The sequence below is a fragment of the Shewanella sp. SM29 genome, assembly GCF_025654245.1.
Lineage (GTDB): Bacteria > Pseudomonadota > Gammaproteobacteria > Enterobacterales > Shewanellaceae > Shewanella > Shewanella oncorhynchi.
Genome location: NZ_JAKKRN010000039.1, coordinates 1 through 21,170 on the forward strand (window position 1 = coordinate 1; position 21,170 = coordinate 21,170).

Annotated in this window: 17 protein-coding genes and 1 pseudogene; 8 read left to right on the forward strand and 10 right to left on the reverse strand. The window is 43.2% G+C overall.

Features of this window, described 5'->3' with window-relative positions:
- Nucleotides 1-257, forward strand: a pseudogene (locus tag L5L77_RS19745) (IS4 family transposase); the annotation flags it as partial.
- Between the two features lie 52 nt (nucleotides 258-309).
- On the opposite strand, the gene L5L77_RS19750 reads toward L5L77_RS19745, so the two are convergent.
- Complete coding sequence (locus tag L5L77_RS19750) at nucleotides 310-804, reverse strand: MarR family winged helix-turn-helix transcriptional regulator (protein ID WP_173496893.1); 495 nt, start codon at nucleotides 802-804, stop codon at nucleotides 310-312.
- Nucleotides 805-2,073 (reverse strand): cation diffusion facilitator family transporter, encoded by a 1,269-nt coding sequence (locus L5L77_RS19755; protein ID WP_263223358.1) that lies wholly within the window; start codon nucleotides 2,071-2,073, stop codon nucleotides 805-807.
- Nucleotides 2,074-2,714: 641 nt separating this feature from the next.
- Here L5L77_RS19755 and eco point away from each other — a divergent pair.
- A complete protein-coding gene (eco, locus tag L5L77_RS19760) occupies nucleotides 2,715-3,266 on the forward strand; it encodes a serine protease inhibitor ecotin (protein WP_263186419.1) in 552 nt (183 codons plus the stop codon).
- An 86-nt stretch (nucleotides 3,267-3,352) separates the two neighbouring features.
- Here eco and L5L77_RS19765 read toward each other — a convergent pair whose 3' ends face one another.
- From L5L77_RS19765 to L5L77_RS19780, 4 genes are all read right to left on the reverse strand, one after another.
- Complete coding sequence (locus L5L77_RS19765; protein ID WP_028759892.1) at nucleotides 3,353-3,628, reverse strand: hypothetical protein; 276 nt, start codon at nucleotides 3,626-3,628, stop codon at nucleotides 3,353-3,355.
- On the reverse strand, nucleotides 3,621-5,609 hold the full coding sequence (locus L5L77_RS19770; RefSeq protein ID WP_263181382.1) for an ATP-dependent DNA helicase RecQ: 1,989 nt from the start codon (nucleotides 5,607-5,609) through the stop codon (nucleotides 3,621-3,623). Before L5L77_RS19770 ends, L5L77_RS19765 begins: the two co-directional genes overlap by 8 nt.
- Before the next feature lie 347 nt (nucleotides 5,610-5,956).
- Nucleotides 5,957-6,295 carry a hypothetical protein gene (locus L5L77_RS19775; protein WP_105252539.1) on the reverse strand — a complete coding sequence of 113 codons (339 nt, stop codon included), beginning with the start codon at nucleotides 6,293-6,295 and terminating at the stop codon, nucleotides 5,957-5,959.
- Between the two features lie 168 nt (nucleotides 6,296-6,463).
- Entirely contained in the window at nucleotides 6,464-6,991 is a 528-nt protein-coding gene (locus L5L77_RS19780) for a hypothetical protein (protein WP_263181381.1), read from the reverse strand.
- A 590-nt stretch (nucleotides 6,992-7,581) separates the two neighbouring features.
- Here L5L77_RS19780 and L5L77_RS19785 point away from each other — a divergent pair.
- Together L5L77_RS19785 and L5L77_RS19790 are read left to right on the forward strand one after the other, a co-directional pair.
- Entirely contained in the window at nucleotides 7,582-8,697 is a 1,116-nt protein-coding gene (locus L5L77_RS19785) for a tyrosine-type recombinase/integrase (RefSeq protein WP_263186417.1), read from the forward strand.
- Between the two features lie 419 nt (nucleotides 8,698-9,116).
- Entirely contained in the window at nucleotides 9,117-11,174 is a 2,058-nt protein-coding gene (locus L5L77_RS19790; RefSeq protein WP_263186416.1) for a PhoX family protein, read from the forward strand.
- A 148-nt stretch (nucleotides 11,175-11,322) separates the two neighbouring features.
- Here L5L77_RS19790 and L5L77_RS19795 read toward each other — a convergent pair whose 3' ends face one another.
- Nucleotides 11,323-12,087 carry a tRNA-uridine aminocarboxypropyltransferase gene (locus tag L5L77_RS19795; RefSeq protein ID WP_263186414.1) on the reverse strand — a complete coding sequence of 255 codons (765 nt, stop codon included), beginning with the start codon at nucleotides 12,085-12,087 and terminating at the stop codon, nucleotides 11,323-11,325.
- 435 nt (nucleotides 12,088-12,522) lie between these two features.
- Here L5L77_RS19795 and ampC point away from each other — a divergent pair, with 435 nt between their 5' ends.
- Nucleotides 12,523-13,680 carry a class C beta-lactamase gene (gene ampC / locus L5L77_RS19800; protein WP_411569096.1) on the forward strand — a complete coding sequence of 386 codons (1,158 nt, stop codon included), beginning with the start codon at nucleotides 12,523-12,525 and terminating at the stop codon, nucleotides 13,678-13,680.
- Between the two features lie 407 nt (nucleotides 13,681-14,087).
- The gene (gene emrD, locus L5L77_RS19805; protein WP_198573182.1) at nucleotides 14,088-15,320 is read left to right on the forward strand and encodes a multidrug efflux MFS transporter EmrD; all 1,233 of its coding nucleotides are present in this window, start codon (nucleotides 14,088-14,090) and stop codon (nucleotides 15,318-15,320) included.
- 153 nt (nucleotides 15,321-15,473) lie between these two features.
- On the opposite strand, the gene pssA is transcribed toward emrD, so the two are convergent.
- Both pssA and L5L77_RS19815 read right to left on the reverse strand, forming a co-directional pair.
- The gene (pssA, locus tag L5L77_RS19810; RefSeq protein WP_263223359.1) at nucleotides 15,474-16,787 is read right to left on the reverse strand and encodes a CDP-diacylglycerol--serine O-phosphatidyltransferase; all 1,314 of its coding nucleotides are present in this window, start codon (nucleotides 16,785-16,787) and stop codon (nucleotides 15,474-15,476) included.
- A gap of 11 nt (nucleotides 16,788-16,798) precedes the next feature.
- Complete coding sequence (locus L5L77_RS19815; protein WP_028759882.1) at nucleotides 16,799-17,131, reverse strand: DUF1904 domain-containing protein; 333 nt, start codon at nucleotides 17,129-17,131, stop codon at nucleotides 16,799-16,801.
- Nucleotides 17,132-17,559: 428 nt separating this feature from the next.
- On the opposite strand from L5L77_RS19815, the gene L5L77_RS19820 reads away from it, so the two are divergent.
- Together L5L77_RS19820 and dacB are read left to right on the forward strand one after the other, a co-directional pair.
- Nucleotides 17,560-17,736, forward strand: a complete 177-nt coding sequence (locus tag L5L77_RS19820; protein ID WP_006081710.1) for a hypothetical protein — start codon at nucleotides 17,560-17,562, stop codon at nucleotides 17,734-17,736.
- Between the two features lie 59 nt (nucleotides 17,737-17,795).
- Nucleotides 17,796-19,292: a D-alanyl-D-alanine carboxypeptidase/D-alanyl-D-alanine-endopeptidase gene (gene dacB, locus L5L77_RS19825; protein ID WP_263223360.1), complete on the forward strand. Its 1,497-nt coding sequence runs from the start codon at nucleotides 17,796-17,798 to the stop codon at nucleotides 19,290-19,292.
- 102 nt (nucleotides 19,293-19,394) lie between these two features.
- On the opposite strand, the gene L5L77_RS19830 is transcribed toward dacB, so the two are convergent.
- The gene (locus L5L77_RS19830) at nucleotides 19,395-21,152 is read right to left on the reverse strand and encodes an acyl-CoA dehydrogenase family protein (protein ID WP_168827074.1); all 1,758 of its coding nucleotides are present in this window, start codon (nucleotides 21,150-21,152) and stop codon (nucleotides 19,395-19,397) included.
- Nucleotides 21,153-21,170: the final 18 nt, after the last annotated feature.

Consider the following 21,170-nt stretch of genomic DNA (forward strand, 5'->3'; position numbering starts at 1 on the left):
CATCGGTCCACCCCAATCAACCATCGGTCCACCCCAATCAACTGAGTTTTCGAGATGCGGCGAGTTATATCATCTTCAAGTTGACACAACTGTCATCACAAACACCGGGGAATGTCCCGAGAGACGTATTGGATATAGAACGAAATGCACGGCAATTTAAGCTGGATGGTAAACGGGAAAGGGCATATCCACGAGTTCTTAAAATGAGCAAAAACAAGTTCCCGGTTAGACCAAAGAAAAATGCCGTTCACTCTTAAGTGAACGGCATTATCCACGAGGGACGCTTTTTAGTGGATGAAATAGGGTAAATTAAAACTCGTTATTCATACGAGACAACAAATTGAGAAGTACGATTCGTTCCTCACTGCTCATTTTAGCGGTGAGATCTGTAGTGAGTTGTAGATGTAATGCATCATGTTCGAGGAACAAAGTTTGGCCCTTTTCGGTTAACTCCACCAGAATCGAACGACGATCGGTTTCATGGGGACGACGTACAACCCACTCAGCTTCAACCATTTTGTCGATTTGAACCGTTAGTGTACCTGTTGTGACACCAATTTTATCCGCCAGTTCTTTCATCCTCATAGCGCCGTGCACGCCGAGTAACTCAATGGTGTGCACCTGCGATAGGCTAAAACCTTTGTCACGCACAATGGCGTGTTCCCAAGATGACAGTTTTTCGTAAAATTCAATAATCACATGATTTAATGCATGATCTGTTGAATGTGCGGCCGTTGAATGAGCAGTAGGCAAATGCGGCTCACTTGAATTCAGGTTTGATGAATGATGATGTTTAACAGTCATTTAGGCTTCCTTAGCCATACACTCGCGCTGACGGCAAGTATGGAGTTCAATAGTGATATGGGCCAATTCAGGAAATTGTGACAGTAACTGATTAAAATAACTGACATCTTTCGGTGAATGGGACACGATAGACACCATAATAGCATGGTGATCGGCACTCACTCGCCAAAGATGTAAATCGGCCACTTGATGATCCGGTACGGCCTCAAGAGTTTCCACGACCTTACGCTGCAATGACGCTTTAACACCACCGTCAAGTAAGATAGGACTCGTTTGCTGAATGAGGCCCCATGACCAACGACTAATAATCACAGCACCCACGATACCCATAACTGGATCGAGCCAAGTCAGTCCCATGTATTTACCAAACAACAAGGCCGCAATGGCGAGCACTGACGTTAACGCATCGGCTAATACGTGAAAATAGGCGGCGCGTAGGTTGTGATCATGACCACCGTGTGCCTTCTGACTCTCATGCTCATGCTCATGCTCATGCTCATGCTCATGCTCATGCTCAGCAGCATGGTGCTCCTGTTTATGATGGCAATGGCTATGATCTTGATGACTTTCATCGTGTGCATGTGAGTCATCATGTGAATGTGGACCCGCACCATGTGAATGAGCCGTATGGACGTGATCGTCATGGGAGGAGTGTGCTTCGCAGCTGTGATGAGCATGCTCGTCTTCATGATCATCTTGATGTCCATGATCGTGACTATGACCATGAGCGTGCCCGTGGTGATGCCCATGGTCGTGGGTATGGTGATCTTTGAGTAAAAATACACTCAGCACATTAACGCTCAAACCTATGACAGCCACAAATATGGCTTCGTTAAAATGGATTTGCTCAGGGTTAATCAGTCGCATTCCCGATTCAATTAACATCACCAGTGCCACAAGTCCTAGCGCTATTGCGCTGGTATAACCGCCAAGCACACTCACTTTGCCAGTACCGAAAGCAAATGCAGGATCGTTAGCATGTTTACGGGCATACGAATAGGCGAATAACGTGATCATAAAGGCCGCGGCATGGGTTCCCATGTGCCAACCGTCGGCGAGCAGTGCCATAGAACCGTAGATGGTTCCGGCAGCAATTTCAGCCACCATAGTGATCACGGTTAAATACAGTACATAGCGAGTGTTCTTCTCGCCATCGCGGTTCTGACTCGAAAACTCATGGGCGTGCTGCCACTGGGCGAGTGAATGCCCTTGGCGGCTTCCCGTAGTAGCTTGATGCCCTGTCGCTTGCTCGGCTGTCATTGATTTCATTGTATGGCCCCTGCTCCATTTCTATCGCTATTCATGGTGAAAAACTCGTCGCTTGGATTATAGTTTGAAAATCAAAATATATGAAGATCAAATTAAATATTTATCAAGATATACTGTTTTCAAACTTTTAAACATGTATTTGAATCCCCATAATGCATCTGCCCTCCTGCCATCAGTCGAGACACTGATATGTGAATTAAGATAGGCAGCTAGACTAGGCAAAGGATATCAGGCAAGGTTTAATGGATTAGCGCTTGATTTATGAGTAAAAACAGCTCACATAGCTGAGTTAGATTGGCTTTATTACAGCCTTATGCAGTTATAGACAGACACAGCGGTGGCTTTTCAGTGCAAGTTGAAATCCAAGTTTTAAGGTTTTTATCTAGGCTATTTCGTATATTTTTCGCATGATATGAGTCATAAAAGAGTCACAGCAAAGAATTGAAATAGCTGCGAACTTAACAAAATAAGTCATTGAAAAGTGTAATTAACCCTTATTATTCAGATTGATAAAGATTATTTGAATAAAAAATCGATTTTTTATTGAATAATTTAACCCTTTTTTACCTCTGCTGCGTTTATAGGGAGCAGAACACAGACAAATTTATCGACATCAATTCAGTTCGGATAGGAGAAATAAAATGAAATTGAAGACCTTATTTAGCGTTAGCGCTGTTCCCCTTGCATTTGCACTATTGTCATTCAATGCCGCGGCGGTGAGCCCACCACATCCAACAGGGTTAAATGCGCCTATGATCAGTATTCAACGTTTCGATCCAAAAGATTACAGCGCACAGGAAGCAACTAAGATGTTCCCTGCTCCGGCAGCAGGTATGGTGCAGCACACTTTAAGCTTACCTAAATTAGAAAACGAAGATGACTACATGGTCGAAATCCAAATTGGTCAGACTCAAATGGTTGATTGCAATAAGCATGGATTAAGCGGGGAATTGAAGGAACTGACAGTGCAAGGTTGGGGTTATAACTACTATCAAGTGGATGAAATCGCTGAAGGCCCGAGCACTATGATGGCCTGTTTCGAATTGGCGAAGAAAGAAGCTTTTGTACGTATTCCGGGTGAACTAAAAATGCGCTACGACAGTCGCTTGCCTAAGGTGTTTTATCTACCAGAAGGCGCTGAACTGCGTTTCAGAACTTGGAAAGTAGATTCAACCTATCAATATTCCAAGTAAATAGCCGAATTTAACTCTTGCATCATCAATCAAATGCGCTTCGAGTCTTTGCTGATTAATAAAAGCAAAGACTCGAAGCGCATTAACTAGAATCGTTTAATTCTAACGACTTGCATAATTTCTATTTCAAAACCTGCCACAGTTTCTGTCTCTGGGTAATAGATGACATTGATCTTTTGCCCTTGCAGATTACGATACTTTTTGACCCGTCTAAATTTAAACGGCACGTCACAATCTTCAATCATAACAGTATGCTGTATCCACTCCGCCTTTTCCCTTTGCATATGCGAAACCACAGTCACACCTTCAGAGTGAACCAAATGTTCATGGGTGGCTAACATCTTTTTTACGGCCTTATTCATGTTCAACTCTTTTATCATCTAGTTGCGACAACAGTGACTCAACTTTCTGTTTAATTTCAGCATATCTCAATTTTTCACAGCGGCCGAAACCACTCAACTTACGCACTTGAAAACGACTCACCAAAGGAACTGACATACCAGCGAGGCAACGACAATAGGTATCGATTGACAATGCACCAATGCCTTTAGCCGTTAAATGATGTTTCAACTCACGCAAATCAGCCAATATCTGCTGTTCTGTCGGCCAAGTAGGTTCCGTCGAATAACTCAACTTAGCGAAATGACCGCGGCAGACACTGCAATGACCGCAGACCGCCGGTGCCTCATTATCATCAAAATAACGCGATAAATTGTGGCTTAAGCACGTCTCAAGCTCAAAAAAGCGGACTAACTGCGCTATTCGCGCAATTTCTTTCTGCTCTTTATCAATAAAATAATGGTACAGCTCATCGATGAGTTCCGGACGCGCTAATGCGGCAACATCCACCCGATACACATCGGTAATTCGTTTGGTTTCTAATTCAATCAACTGATGTTCAGCTAAATATTCCAGCGCGGCCAATACACGACTGCGTTCATGGCCCGTCGCACTGTACAAGGCATCAAAATCTAACGCGCCCCATATTTTCTTCATCTGCGTATGATTAAAAATTTGCGTCAAAAAGGCCTGCCGCTCTGGATTAAAGCGGCTCAGAATGACATGTTTATCCATTAAAAATTTGTAATTAACATCGGCGTAGTAAGCAAATAACGGCTTAACCACACCTAGAATTTCTAGCTGCACAAGTAACGTTTTTAACGGCAACTGGCGAATATTACTCGCCGTCGACACGCCATTAAGCTGACATTCCCACTGATCAGAATCTTGTTCAAGTCGAATTGCTTCAATGACTTGCGCTATACCTTCTCGCTCAGGCGTATCGCCATACACAAAATTTTCAACGGTATTGAGTCCGTCAAGATTGGCTAAAGTCACACAATGGGATAACGCACCATCACGCCCTGCTCTGCCGATTTCTTGACTGTAGTTTTCAATGGATTTAGGCAAATCATAGTGGATCACAAAACGGATATTACTCTTATCTATTCCCATACCAAAGGCGATGGTAGCAACCACCACTTGCAGCTTATTCTGCATAAAATCATTTTGAATTTGTTGACGTTTTTCATCTTCAAATCCAGCATGATAGGCACTGGCAACTATGCCTTGTTGACTCAAGAGTCGTGCGACTGTTTCGGCGGTTTGCTGTAATGTCACATACACAATACCAGCACCTGAGAATGATGTTATCTGGTTAACCAGTAAGGCATTTTTCTCTTGAGTCGACACGGGCAGAACTGTCAAATCTAAATTGGGTCGATAAAATCCCGTTTGTACTATGTGTTCAGGCGCGATATCGAAACGCTTGGCCATATCCAGTTTCACTTTACGTGTCGCGGTGGCCGTCAGTAACAGTACCAGCGGGATCTCAAGCTCGCGCCGATAATCGGGTAATTTAAGATAATCAGGCCGAAAATTGTGACCCCATTCTGAAATACAATGCGCCTCATCGACGACCAGCATAGACAGCGGAACAGATTGAATAAACTGCCTAAAGCGTTCATTTTTGAAACGTTCCACCGAGACCATTAAAATTTTCAATTTGCCAGAGCGCGCATCTGTCATCACTTGCTGACTCTGCTCAGCGCTTAAGGTTGAATCTATGCTGGCCGCATGAATTCCCTTAGATTGCAAAAATTCCAGCTGATCTTTCATCAAGGCGAGTAAAGGCGAAATCACTAAACTCAAATGGGGTAACTGCAATGCTGTAAATTGATAACAAAGGGATTTACCAGAACCTGTCGGGAAAATCGCTAAACTCGACTTCCCTGCTAAAAGTTGTGTTATCGTTTGCGCTTGACCAGGACGAAATTCAGAAAACCCGAAATCCTGCTGCAATAAACTAACGTATGGATTGGTTTCCGGAATGGGATTGAACATCAACCGTCCTTTACACTTATCCTTACCACCCACAAAATTCGGGCATACCGCAAGAAAAAGATTCAGCATTAAGTGAGTCGACTAGTCTAGCAAATTTTGACGTACTTTACGGAGTTAATTAGCAACAACTGAGTTTTCAAGCCAACTTAACTGCTCATCAGGAGCGTAATTATAGGTGAAGATTTTGTTGCAAAACTATGATTAATATATAATTAATTTACTTTTTTAGTCAGCAATTAAATATGAAAATAAAACCGATTTGTAAAAATTCGATCCGATATCTCCTATGAAAAAACAAGACGTCAGATGAATCTCAGCAAAAAATACATCTCCGATAAATTGAGCATTTAAGGTTTTCTAGCAAGATATAGATTGATCAGCGACGTCAGTTTGTCCTGAAATCTTTCTTCAAAACCATCAATGTCACGCCCTATAGAAACTAAATATTTAGTTGCCTGCTCACGCGAAAGCAGCTTATTTGCAAGACTATATTGCATCTCTTCTAAGGTTTTATCATATCTTGGGATCAATACCCAAGTGCCGACATCGACGTCAAAATGTTGCATCGCTTTCTGGGCTAAAGCACAAAAAGCCTCAATATGATCTACGCCATCAGGTCCGAGACAGCCAGGTTCAATTCGGCATAAAACCGCAATTTTCCTATCGTTTGCAATACTTAAACTCATCTCTAATGCCCCGCCTTATCTAGTCGTAAAAATAAGATCTTAACAGTAATTTTACGTGTCTGCACAGATAAGTCACGGCTAACTTACCTTTATTAGATAATCCATTTTAGGCAATAGAACAACTTTAAAATCATATTCTTCAAAACATAGATCCGCGGTTATTTTGTTCTATTCATCAATAATGTCACCTACAACATCCTCATCAGTATGTTGTAAAACATTAAGCGAAATATTTTCATTATGCTCTGACAATAGGGTATCAATGGCTTGGTCAAAACTGTCTAACTTTTGAGTTTCCATATAACGTTTTAACCTCAAAATAATATCCCTGCTCAGCTCAATATGAGACTTTTTTTGCCGTTTTTTTATTTGAGATAATTCTTTGCGAACCATACGCCAGCCAAAATCAGTAAAATACTGATTGAGCATTTTGTTTACATTAGTAAGCTCGTTGTCGATCCGCTGTGCCTTTTTGCGTAATCGGACCAATTCATTTAGTTGTGTCACCAACTTAGTATAGAAAACCGTTTGTAACTCAGCGTCACAAAACCAATCCGGTTTAGATGCCACAGCTTCAGGATTGATAAGGCGATAAATTAAGGGTAAGGCAAAAATTAATTCTGCTTCCTCAAGCAATAATAATTTTCTTCCTGCTGTAGGTTTGTCTTGTTGATATATCCAAGCTTGCGGTTCCATAAATAAGTTTCTTTAGTTAAGCATGCGTTTAATGCGGATGAAATAAATGGGACCACATGCTAGTACAAATCGATAAGTATTAATATATGGTTCAACCATTTTATTGACTGGGAATCGATCCCTTATGCGTCATTTTGCCTTTGGCAGAAATAGCTCAACTCATAACAGGCTAATAACCCGATAAGCGGTTGTCGTTATTAGCTTAAATTTCACCCAACACGCAAGTCTAGTTTAGCGGCATTCCATTCAAGAAAACCAATAAAATGGTTAAACCATTCTTTAAAATTATGCATCTTTGACTAACTAAGTTCGAAACCACTGCATAGAGAAAGTACGAATTCCATACTATTATTGCCTTTAATTTTATATCCGCTTAATTAATCGCCATTGTTAGAATAGGTTTATCTTGGCTATTTTTTAAACTAAAAAAACCAACTAAATGCTATTTAATGCGCCCTATTCCGATAACAGAAGTTTATTTGAACAAATAAGCACTCTACCAGTGATAATGACGATTATCACTGGTAGATGTAGGTGTGATTTGCGTATAATTACGTCTTCTTAATTCGATATCAGGTGACTTCAACGGCATGTCTAAAATGATCCGGACAAATAGTAATGCTCAAAATAACACCAATGTAACGAATGAAAGAGTGACAGGATCAGATCATCACAATAATAACCGTGCTGAACGGCCACGTTTTTTTGAAGAGACTTTCCTGCCACAATCTGTTCGAAGTGATTATTTAAGTGCTGCCGAAGAAACTGAATATGAAATTTCAGCCAACACCCGCCGTGTTTATAATACGAGCTTTAGTCTATTTAGCCGTTATTGTGCCGAACACCAACTGCAGGCCCTGCCCGCAGATCCAAGAAGCGTAATTTCATTTATTGGTCATCAAAAAGAATTGATCCAAGAAAGCACTGGCGTTCAACTTTCAAAGCAAACATTAACCACAAGGTTGGCAGCCATTCGCTACCATCATATTCAAGCAGGATTCCACTCGCCTACCGAACATCCACTGGTGATCAGAGTGATGCGTGGCTTGAGCAGAAATCAATCTCGCCATGTGAGTGATTATGATCAACAACCGATTATGTATGATGAAGTGGAAATGCTCATTCAAGCTATCGATGAACAAGTGCAGCCATTAACCCGAGCAAGAGACAAAGCCATTATTCAGTTAGGATTACAAGGTGGGTTTCGCCGTTCTGAACTTGCAGATATAAAAGTTCAATATGTCAGTTTTTTACGTAATAAGCTAAAAGTGCGCCTACCTTATTCGAAGAGCAATCAGCAAGGTCAACGGGAATGGAAAGACCTGCCGGATCATGAACCTTTTGCAGCACTCAACGCGGTAAAAAATTGGTTATCACTCGCCAATATAGAGGATGGACATTTATTTAGATCGCTTTCCCGTGATGGGAAATATTTACGCCCTTATCAAATAGTAGAACATCACTCTGAAGCTAATTCAAGTTTACATAAAAATAGTGGTTTTCTCACGGGAGACGATATTTATCGCATCATTAAAAAATATTGCACAAAAGCGGGCCTACCTGCAAAGTTTTATGGTGCCCACAGTCTGCGTAGTGGTTGTGTCACTCAACTCTATGAAAATGATAAAGATCATTTATACATTATGGCCAGAACTGGCCATACCGATCCGCGCTCACTTCGCCATTATTTAAAACCAAGAGACTAAAACACAAAAGACTAAACTAGATCATGACTCGATAAGAATCAGTTAGTCTTTTACCTAAAATAAAATAGCAATTTTAATGTTAAATATAAATCTATCATGTTTATGAAAAAAATGATATTCAGTAATTATATTAAAATTATTTCCAATTTTTAATTTGAAAAATAATTAAAGCAATAACTTCACATTATATATTTTTATCTGTGACACAACATTTGACATCATAGCAGAATAAAAATCCTAATTGAGGTACTTTGACCTCAGCAGCTTAGACCATAGCAAACTGCTGGTTAACATTTTTATAGCATATCGGGTTTATTGCTCACTGCAGTATTATTGTAATATAAAATCATCTTTATTGTCATATTGATACTTTAGCCTTAGTCACGAAATTTAATCCATCGTACTAGCCGGAGTAATATATGAGTAAGGCCACCTTTGATCCTACACTTTATAATAAAAGTAATAACAAGCCATTTAACCAAGTGTTGGATAAACATTTATCTCGCCGTAACTTCGTAAAAAGTGGTTTAGGCCTCAGTGCTATGACAGCTTTTGCCAGTGTAGGCTTAACTGCTTGCGGATCAGATGACGCCCCTGTTACAAAACCTGTTGATCCAGTGACACCTTTGCCACCGACAAAAAGTACCGCCAAGCTAAACTTTACGTCAGTTGCGGGTTCTCGTTTAGATGCCGTCGTTGTGCCAGAAGGCTATACAGCGCAGGTACTTGCACCATGGGGCACACCATTAAATGCAAAAGCAGCACCATGGAAAAGTGATGGTAGTAACACTGCCGATGACCAAGCGAACTCAGTCGGTATGCACCACGATGGCATGCATTTCTTTCCATTAAATGATACGGGTAATGACGGTTTACTTTGCATTAACCATGAATATATTGATGAAGTTGCATTACATCCTGCAGGACAAACTTTTGATCCTACTTCAGGTTTACGCACTATTATCGATGAGGTACGTAAAGAAATCAACGCCCATGGCGTATCGGTTGTACGTATAAAACTGGTTAATAATCAATGGGAAGTGGTTAGCAATGATAACCATAACCGCCGATTCACCGGTGCGACTGTAATGGATATTAGCGGTCCTCTCGCCTACTCTTCTCTACTCGAAACCCGCTATTCTCCCGACGGTAGTCAGGCTCGCGGTACATTAAATAACTGCGGCAATGGTTACACGCCTTGGGGCACTTATTTAACCTGTGAAGAAAACTGGCCAGGCTATTTCGCAAACCGTGGTACGTTAACTGCCGAGCAAAATCGCATTGGGATCAGCAAAACCAGCACACGTTATGGCTGGGATGATCTTGCAGGTCATGATGAGGAACGTCTCGATGAATTCGCACGTTTTGATGTCACCCCAAAAGGTGCAAGTGCTCAAGATGACTATCGTAATGAAGCGAATGGTCACGGTTATATTGTTGAAATTGACCCTTTCAATCCAACATCACGCGCAGTAAAGCGTACCGCGCTTGGTCGTTTCCGCCATGAAGGATGTACCTTTGGCAAGTTAACCGAAGGTAAGCCAGTAGTATTCTATTCTGGCCACGATTCACAATTCGAATACCTCTATAAATTTGTCTCGGCCGCGGCATGGGATGCAAAAGATGCTGACAGCAGCAATCGCATACAAACTGGCGATAAGTATATGAACGAAGGTACTTTATATGCAGCTAAGTTTAATGCAAATGGTGGTGGTGTTTGGTTGCCTTTAACCTTAGATAGCCAGACTACGGACGGAAAAACCCTAGGCAATACTTTCGCTAGCTTAGCCGAGATTATTTTGAACACCGCGGGCGCAGCGGATCTTGTTGGTGCAACACCTATGGATCGCCCTGAATGGTGTGCTGTCGATCCTTTCACAGGTTCAATTTATTTGACCCTGACCAACAACTCAAAACGAACTGAAACCAATCCAGCGAACCCAAGATTGAAAAACCACTTTGGCCATATTATTCGTTGGGATGAAAGTGACAAAGATACTGAATTTACATGGGATATCTTCGTATTCGGATCACCAAGTGATGGTAACGCAGAGACAAACTTATCAGGCTTAACAGATCTTAACCAATTTGCCAGCCCAGACGGTTTGGCCTTCGATCAACGCGGTATTTTGTGGGTTCAAACCGACAATGGAGCCAAGGAGGTCGCAGAAGAAACCAACGATCAGATGCTAGCGATAGTGCCTTCAACGCTTGTTGATGGCCAAGAGAAACAGCTCGGCGTAACGGCTGATAACCAAATGGAATTAAAGCGTTTCTTTGTTGGACCAAACGACTGTGAGGTTACGGGTTTTGCTATTAGCCCTGATTACACTTCTGTTTTTGCTAACATTCAGCATCCCGGTAATTGGCCTTATTCGTCCAATGCCTCTGAAAAAACGCCTGCGGGCACCACATTACGCCCTCGCGCCGCTACGGTCGTTATCCGTAAGTTAGATGGTAAAGAAGTCGCGGTATAAACAATTATGCTTGTGCGAGGTATCTTCTTAAATATGAAGTTCCTATAAGTTAATTGCTACACATAAAAAATCCCCTCACTGTAGGGGATTTTTTATTTAAGAAGATAGTTAACTAGCCTTTTTCAAAATAGATTAAATCCAACATCTATTAACTCTTACTACGACTTGCTTGTTCAAAGGCCAGTTCAAAAGCATCGGTAAAATCTGTAATTGGCAGAAGGTCCTCACGGCAACGGCGATTGCGGCCAAGTAAGGAAGATTCAACAAACAAATCAAACCAAGTACTTAAGGCTTTGCCATTAGCCGCTTCGCCAATCGCTCCTAAAGCCAATGATGCCACCTCGGCGGTGCCAAGTTGAAAATCATGACTACCTTTACGCAATGCATAGGTCGCGAGCGTGTCTGGATCGAAGGAAAGCAACGGCAGTGAGTGTAAGTAAGGACTCTTACGGAACATTTTAATCGCTTCACGCCAACTGCCATCAAGCAGAACAAGTAGCGGCCGTTTGCCTTCGGCCAATGTCGACATCGGCACTTGGTTCAGTACGGTTTGCCCTTGCTCTGCATACTGGGCAGGAAACACTAAATAGGGTTGATATTGCGGCGAATTCAGCAAAGCAAGCAACTCAGCTTCAGGTTCTGTACGTGACCAAATATAGGCGTGGGTATCAGGAATAAGATCCGCGATGAGTCGTCCGCTATTAGTCGGCTTTAACACCTCATCGTTATACATAATCAGCAGAAAACTGGCGTGAGTATCTAACTGACGGCGTAGCGTACAGGTACAGAACTGCTCACCTAAGAGGCATAATGGACAGCGGATCAGTTTTTTACCGCGGGCACCAAAGGGTTTAGTCGAAATAGACTTACGGTACTGATATAAATGGTGCACTGCATGGGGGGCTAAAGCCATAAAAACCAATTCTCTATCAAACTTATTAAGGATCGCGACCACATCATTTAGCACTTTTTTGTCGCGGTGGCGCAGTTTATCCCTTGGCCATCAATGGTGCAATCGCGTAATACATTATCGTGATAAAAGGCCGGTGTCAGTGGTTGATGGTTTCATCTGCAGCCTAACGTCAGCGAGATAATTTTAGAGCACCGAGCAATTATCTCTTAAAAAAGCTGTAATGTATTAATCTGTGTTACCACTTAGTATGCAATAGCGTGCAACACTAAACCGACCAAATTAACGTTTAACTTACTTATTGGGGGAGTATTTAAGCTAAATATCAGTAATGACTTAACTTAGTGTGGAATTGCCCTAATATCATGCGAAAATCTACTCTACAAATACAGTCTCAATGAAAGGTCAATTATGCACCCAAAAGCCCCGTTCGCTTTAATGCCGTTATTAAACGGCATCCTCATCTCTGCGGCCCTATTCTCTCATGCCACTGCCGCCAAAACACTTAATACCAAAGAAATACAGACTCTTGTAGATTCGGCGGTGAAACCTTTGATGGCTGAGTACGCTATTCCCGGCGCAGTGATTGGCGTCACCATAGAGGGTAAACAGTATTTTTACCAATATGGCGTCAGTTCTAAAACCTCTGGGCAAAGTGTGACTGAAGATACCCTGTTCGAGATTGGCTCTATCAGTAAAACCTTTACCGCAACACTGGCTAACTATGCACAGGGCGAAGGTAAATTAACACTCACGGATATGGCCAGTGATTATGTTTCAGCATTAAAAGGCAGCCATTTTGATAAGATTAGTCTCATCAATTTAACCACCCACACAGCGGGTGATTTGCCGATGCAAGTTCCTGATAAGGTCACTAATAACGCAGAGTTAATGGATTACCTTAAGCATTGGCAACCGTCATTTGCCGCGGGGACCCACAGAAATTACGCCAATCCGAGTATTGGGCTGCTCGGTATGATTGCCGCGCAGAGTTTAGGGAAAACTTTTCCACAAGCCCTTGAGCAAACACTATTTCCACAATTGGGTATGACAAGCAGCTACATTAACGTTCCGAGCAGTAAAATGGCCGATTATGCCCAAGGCTATGATAAGCAAGACATGCCAGTGCGAGTCAATCCCGGTGTATTAGCCGATGAAGCCTATGGCGTTAAAACCTCTGCCAAGGATTTACTGCAATTTGTTGAGGCCAATATGCAAATGCACCCGCTTGCCAAACCACTGCAAACGGCACTCGATGAGACCCACACGGGATACTTTGATGTGGGCATGATGACCCAAGATATGATTTGGGAGCATTACTCATATCCTATTGATCTTGATAAAATACTTATGGGCCATACTCAGGAAGTCGTGTTTGGCAGTACACCCGTTAAACCCATAGTGCCGCCCCTCGCGCCGCAGCAAAATGTGTGGATCAATAAAACAGGTTCTACTGGCGGTTTTGCCGCTTATGCAGCATTTATTCCCGCGCAAAAGCTTGGCATAGTATTGTTAAGCAATAAAAATTATCCCGTACCGCCTCGGGTGACTGTGGGGTATCAGATTTTAACGGGCATAGAGAAATTACAAAAATAGCATCTTGCTAGTCGCGACTATTAAAGGAGATAAGGAGATAGGCCGATTCGCAATCTCCTTTCTTATTTGTTCCTTTTAGCGTGATTTTTTTAGGGTGGCTTGTATTAAGCACCTTATCCACTTACTTACCTCCAATCTCTTAATAGCCAATATTTTTAAGCAAACTCCCATGTAAGAAAATAGGCAGTGAAGGGTTAATCTGAGTATTAATTCATTTGCAACTCATCGACCTAGTTAACAGACAAATAACCTATCGTAAGTTTAGCTTTACAGCTTAAAATCAGGATAAAAACTTATGCATCGCATTAAAAATTATTTCGTTAAATCAATGTGATTGACACTTGAAGTTACGCTTTTAGGGAGTAAGATGCGCGCAAATACCTTAAGTGACCTTTTTCGGAAATATCATGTCAGGCACGCCACATTCTCCTATTCATCACGATGTCGCTCCAGCGGCGAGTCAGTCTAGCCTACTGTTAATGATTGTCTTTATGGTCGCCTGTGGCCAAATGGCGCAGACGATTTTTGTACCTGCCCTTCCACAAATCGCACTCGGGCTCCATGTGGACGCCAGCCAACTACAAGCCGTGATGGCCTGTTACTTACTCTCCTACGGGATGTTTCAATTTGTGTATGGCCCAGTGTCAGATCGCGTTGGCCGCAAAATGCCACTCATCGTGGGTATCGCAATTTTCGTTCTAGGCGCTGTATTTGCGGCGAAGGCCACAAGCTTTAACCAACTGATTATGGCGAGCCTTATCCAAGGATTAGGCACAGCCAGCGCAGGCGCTTTATGCCGTAGCATTCCCCGCGATCATTACTTTGGCGACCGACTGGTAAAATTTAATAGCTATGTCTCTATGGCTGTAGTGTTTTTACCTTTGCTTGCACCATTTATCGGCAGCGCCACTGCGGCCTATTTTGGCTGGCAAGCCGTATACTGGGTATTAGCGGGATTCGGTGTCGCGGTCTGGCTGTTGTTAATATTCCTCTTTAAAGAGTCTTTACCTAAGGCGCAACGGGAACATCAAGCCGTTTTCAAATCCTATAAGCATGTCCTGCGCCATAGAGCGTTTCGCGCTTATTTATTTTCATTGATCGCCACCTTTGCCGGTATTGCGGCGTTTGAAGCAATTGCTGGTGTACTCTATGGCCAATATCTCGGACTGACACCTTTTATGGTCAGTTGTTATTTTGTTGCGCCAATTCCTGGCTACTTACTGGGGGCACTCATCGCGGGCCGACAGAATAAGCCACAAAGGGTTGTTTACCAAGGTGTTGCGTTACTCGGTGCTGGCGCATTATTTATGTTGATCCCAGGTCTTTTTAATTTAGTGGTTGGCTGGAGTTTACTTATTGGATCGATTTTATTCTTCAGTGGCGCAGGCATGCTGTTCCCTACCCTAACATCTGCTGCGTTAGAGCCATTTCCACGTCAGGCGGGGATTGCGGGCGCATTACTGGGGGGATTACAAAATTTTGGCGCCGGACTTGCCGCATTAACTATGTCTTTAGTGCCTATGGGCGGCCAGTTGAGCATAGGTTTATTAAGTGCTGTGATGGTGGTTTTAGTGATCCTGTCTCTGTATTACGCCAAAGATCAAAATGATACTCACCAGAATTTAATGCCACAGATTTAATGGATATGATTTGAAACTACAATTCTTGGTTTAAGCTAAATCTATTACCATCAGTCAATAAAAAGCCCACATTGTTGTGGGCTTTTTAAATCGATAAGACACTGTAATAAATCAAAAATATCGATTAATTTATTGCTTCTATAGCTTTAATCGTTACAGAATGCGACGCAGTAAAAAATCAGCTTTAAGGCGACGAATTCTAGTCATGATCTTCTTCACTGGCGCAGGATAGCTCTGTAAGGTGTCCACTTGGCTGTAGTGATATAACCGCTGTGTGTGTTCCAGAATATGTGCCTGCTCGGCTTCAAACTGGGCTTTCCAGCAGCCAATTTCATCTTGGATCAACAAACCATTCTCAAGATCCAGCGCCCAAGCTCTTGGATTCAGGTTAGAGCCGGTGATCAAATGCTTATTACCGTCGGCACTGATGCCCTTGAGGTGATAACTGTTGATACCGTGTTTCCACAGATGGATATTCAGCTGGCCATTATCAATCGCCCACTGTTGGCGTTTAGCGAACTTACGCAATGATTGCTCATACATATAGGGCAAGGCACCTATGGTTGAGAAATCCTGCTCTGGCGGAATAAAAAAATCGTTAGCCGTCTTGTCGCCCACAACGATATCAATACGTTTGCCATTGCGTAAATGCTTAGCTAAAGCGCGCACTAAAATGTACGGCGGATTGAAATAAGGTGTGCAAATAAACAGCGAGTCTTTTGACACTTCCACCAAGGCGACAACCACTTTATTGAGCAAGTTTTTCTTACGTCCTAGCCCAAGTAACGGCGTGATGCGATTGCCATCACGGGTCTCCTTAAACTGATACTCAGCGTCAGACAGTCTCAGCTTAAAGCTACGCATGTCCGTCTTTGGTGGTAGCACTTCTTGCTCAGCATCTTGCGTTAATGAACACACAGCTGGATCAGAAATGATATTTTTCTGGATCATCGCGCGCATACTGCGCGCTAATTCGGCAGACTCAATCAAGTGATAACGATCGAAACGGTACTTATCGTGTTGTTGCAAATAGATATTATTGAGACTGGCACCGCTATAAATCACGGCATCATCGATAATAAATCCCTTAAGATGCAACACACCCATAAATTCACGGGATTTGACGGGTACACCTAAGATATCGATGGGATGTTCGGCTTCAGCCATAACTCTACGGTACATCAAATAGTTGCCGCTATCACCTTTATGGCCAATCAAGCCACGTCTCGCACGGTGAAAATCGACTAACACTTTGATATCAAGCGTTGGATTTGCCGCTTTGGCATCCATGAGGGCTTGTAATATCTCACGACCCGCTTCGTCATCTTCTAAATACAGCGCCGCAATATAAATACTGTGCTTGGCGCTCGCGATACGAGCGAGTAATTCTGCCTTGAAACGGCATGGCGTGAGCAACCACGTTAAAGCCTCGGGTTGAACGGCTATTCCACCAAGCTTATCTAGCAAGGCATCCTCCTTTAAACATGCTGACCACCCCGATAGGAAGCACTGGGGTTCAGTGATAAAAACATCACAGCAATATGTGTTAACTCTGGATAGGCCTCTGTCACTGCCAACCTGATCGTTTGTTCTACTTTAAGATGTATATCAGGGTCCTTAGGGAACCAGAGTAACTCAACTTGGACAAAGCGTTGATCAATTTTTCCATTTCGAAAACTGATGCTTGGGATCCAATCTAATGTGAAACTCTCTGCATTACCTTTACATATATCCGCCAATGACTGCAGTAATGTTTGGCTGAACGCTGCAACGACCGCTTGTGGTAAGCCGCGCATACTAATATGTGGCATGGTTTAGTTGTTACCTAAGAACCTAAAATCGTAAGGGGTAGAAATTACCGACTTCACCTCGTCTCGGCAAGACTTTTCTCCCGAAAGTCTTGTTAAACCTAACGGTTTTGCTGGTAATTTGACCTCACGCGATTTTATTCCACTTCAGTGCACCGATTTGCCTAAAAATCTTCTTCATTTATCCTTGCTTGAAATCGCATTTTACAGTGAGTATTCTCGGCATTATTTGCCCGTCCACACAATATTTCTCCCTAAATAGGGTGATTCTTAACGCTACAAATCAGTCCAAATTTCACTGAACTGCGCCCAAAATGTCTGCCAAATCACAAAATAATCTTCAAACCCATTTCATTCACCCCGAATCTACTGATTTAGCGTAAACTAAACCGCCTATTTGCGATTAGACCATACGATACAAGATTAAGACTATGAACAAAAAAATTCTGCTGACGTTAGCACTGACATTGCTGTTTGCTTGGGGTATTTTCCATTTTAAAACCCAGTTAGGGTTACTCATCCTGCCTTTGTTTATTGGGCTGGTATTGTTTGTTACCCTACGTTTATATCGCTTGATGGAAAAGGATGACGGCAGCAGTGAGGATTAACCGCACACAATACCAACCTAATCTTAATGATGTTTTGATAAAAATGGCCAATAGCTAACATGGAAACGTTACTGAAAACCACTCTATATGCCGGCCTGCTCCTAGCCGCAAGTCATAATATGGCCTATGCAGAGCAACATGATTCTAGGCCGATAAGTGCTCAAACCACTTCGCTTAGCCAAGCAATCAGCAAGATCAGCCCTCGACATTCACAAATCGCCTTACTGGCAATGGATATGTCGAACAATCAAGTGATCTATAGCCAACAAGCTGAGACCTTGTTTATTCCAGCCAGTACCCAAAAGCTGCTCACGGCAGTCAGTGCTGTGGCTCAGCTTGGGCCTGATTTTCGTTATGTCACACAATTATGGACAGATGCACCGATACGCAAGGGCCATATCGCAGGCAGTGCTTATCTGCGTTTTAGTGGCGATCCCACGCTGACTCAAGCCGATCTCAAGGCCATTTTTGCCAATCTCGTAAAACAAGGCATTAATCGTATTGACGGACATCTGTATTTGCTCGGCGATAAGCAGGAACAATTGCAAGCTCCGGGTTGGGTTTGGGATGATTTGGGCATTTGTTTTGCCGCGCCAGTGTCGAGTTATATTATCAATCAGAACTGCGTCTATGGTCAGTTTAGCCCCAGCTCTACCAGCAAACCTTCACAGGTAAGTCTGCGCGCGGGGAGTTATGGAGTCAAAATCAGCAGCGATGCGGTGTTTGATCAAAAGGCGAACCGCGAATTTTGCCAACTTGATATGGTCAGATTAGGTCAAAATAACTACCATTTACGCGGCTGTTACCCTGGCGGTGAGGCGATACCACTGGCGATTGCGGTCAGCGATCCGTTCAAATTTGCCCAAGATAACCTCACCTCCCTACTTAAAGGCGAGATGTCTCTTGCGGGTAAAGTACAACTCGGCACTAGCTTACCCCAAAAGGCAAAACTAATTGCCAGCCATAGCTCTGCGCCCTTACCTGAGCTGCTCGAAACTATGCTGCTCAAGTCAGATAATTTGATTGCCGATAGCCTTTTTAAGCAACTTGGTAAAAGTTATTTTAAGACCCAAGGCAGCTTTACCAATGGTGCCGCTGCTATGCAGCGAATTTTAACGAATTTAGGCATAGATTTGAGTAACGCCAATATTGTGGATGGTTCAGGATTGTCACGCTATAACTTGCTCAATGCCAAGCAGTTAGCCGCGGTGTTGGCGCTAATCCACCAAGATAGCCGCTTTAGTCCGTTAATCACGAGTCTGCCACAGGCGGGGATCAGCGGCACCTTAAGATATCGCATGGGCTACAATAAACCGCCGCTTAAACAGCAAATTTTTGCTAAAACAGGCTCGATGCAAGGCGTGTCTAACTTAGCGGGCTTTATCCGTTTGCCCCAGCATAACGATACCTTGTTTGTAATCCTTGAGAATGGCATGAGTCCTGAATTGAAAAATCAGCATAACCCCTCATTCAATGCCGAGTTTCTTAAACAATTGATTTCAGTACTACAACCGTCATCATCAACCACTGCGACTGTGAATACTGCGGCTCACTAGAGTCATTAATTAACTGCTACAGAGTAAAAAAACTTGCACAAAAAAGCACTGAGTCATCAGTGCTTTTTCAGTTTTTATCTAAACGAATATATTGAAGCCTTGTTAAAACAACTCCGCAGGCATCGCCATAGTCGTCGCATCACCAGCTCTGACTTGAGCGATATGGTAATCCGCTTTTGGCAATAACTTATCAAAATAGAACTTAGACAAATAGACTTTCTGCTCGGCGAAAGCTTTATCTTCATGATCCGCAACCTTATCAACCATAGCCAACCAGTAGAAACCATACAGGGTGTAACCAAAGGCATCTAAAAAGTCGACCGCACACGCATTAATAAGTGCAGGCTGAGCCACTTTGCGATCATTAACTGACTCGGCGACTATAACTAATGCATCTAAACGTGCGCATACTGCCGCCACTTTCACCGCATCAACATGGGTGAATGCCCGCATTTGTGCCTTCAAGTCTGCCACAAATTCGTTTAATGCGGCTAAGTTATCGCCAGTGACTTTACGACCTAGGAAATCAATGGCTTGAATGCCATTGGTACCTTCATAAATCTGAGCGATACGGGTATCACGGACTAATTGCTCAATACCTGTTTCACGAATATAACCATGTCCACCAAAGACTTGTTGCGCCATGATAGTCGCATCTAGACCCCGATCGGTTAAAAATGCTTTCGCCACTGGCGTTAATAAACCCACATAACGCGCCGCTTTAGCCTTAACCTCATCTTGGGCATATTTTGCTAAATCCAGCTGTTGTCCTGTAAACACAGACAAAGCACGGCCCGCTTCTGTCATCGCACGAATGGTCAACAACATACGGCGCACATCGCCATGGACAATAATGGGATCAGAATCACTGCCCGTCGGTGAGCCGCCAGCGGCGATGCCTTGATTACGCTCTTTAGCATAATCGGCCGCCATCTGGTACGCCGCCTGCGCACTGCCAAGCCCTTGAATACCTATCGCTAAACGCTCATAGTTCATCATAGTGAACATGCATACGAGGCCACGATTAGGCTCACCAATCAAGAAGCCTTGGGCATTATCAAAGTTCATCACACAGGTCGCAGAACCTTTAAGGCCCATCTTATGCTCGATAGACCCCACTGATACACCATTGGCATTGGCTAAGCTGCCATCGGTATTTACCGATATTTTAGGTACAAGGAAGAGTGAAATCCCTTTGCTATCCGGCAGCTTAGCAAGCACTAAGTGGATGACGTTTTCAGTTAAATCATGATCGCCACCCGTGATAAAAATCTTGCTGCCCGTGATGGCATAACTACCATCATCCTGCGGTAAAGCTCGAGTGCGGATATTACGTAGATCAGAACCCGCTTGCGGCTCTGTCATATCCATAGCACCCGCCCATTCGCCGGAATATAACTTAGGCAAATAAGCTTGTTTCAATTCTTCGCTGCCGTGGGCATTGATACATAAAGCTGCCCCCGCAGTTAACGAGCCATAAAGCGTAAACGCATTACAAGCACTGTAAGCCATTTCGTCGACTAAGATCCCCAGCATCTTCGGCATCCCCATACCACCAAATTCAGGATCGCCACACAAACCAATCCAACCGCCCTGGGAATACTGCTCATAAACGGCTTTGTAGCCATCAGGGGTAATCACTTGATTGTCTTGATGCAACACGCCCTGCTCATCGCCCGTCCGGTTCAGCGGATGGATCAATTCACAACTTATCTTGGCTGCTTCTTCCAAAATGGCATTAGCCGTGTCGATATCGACCATTTCTGCAATCTCAGGCAATTGTGCCCAAGTGTTTGGAGCATCAAATACCTGTTCCAGTAGGAAACGCATATCCGTCAACGGGGCTTGGTAAGGATTCATTGGTAGACTCTTAAACGT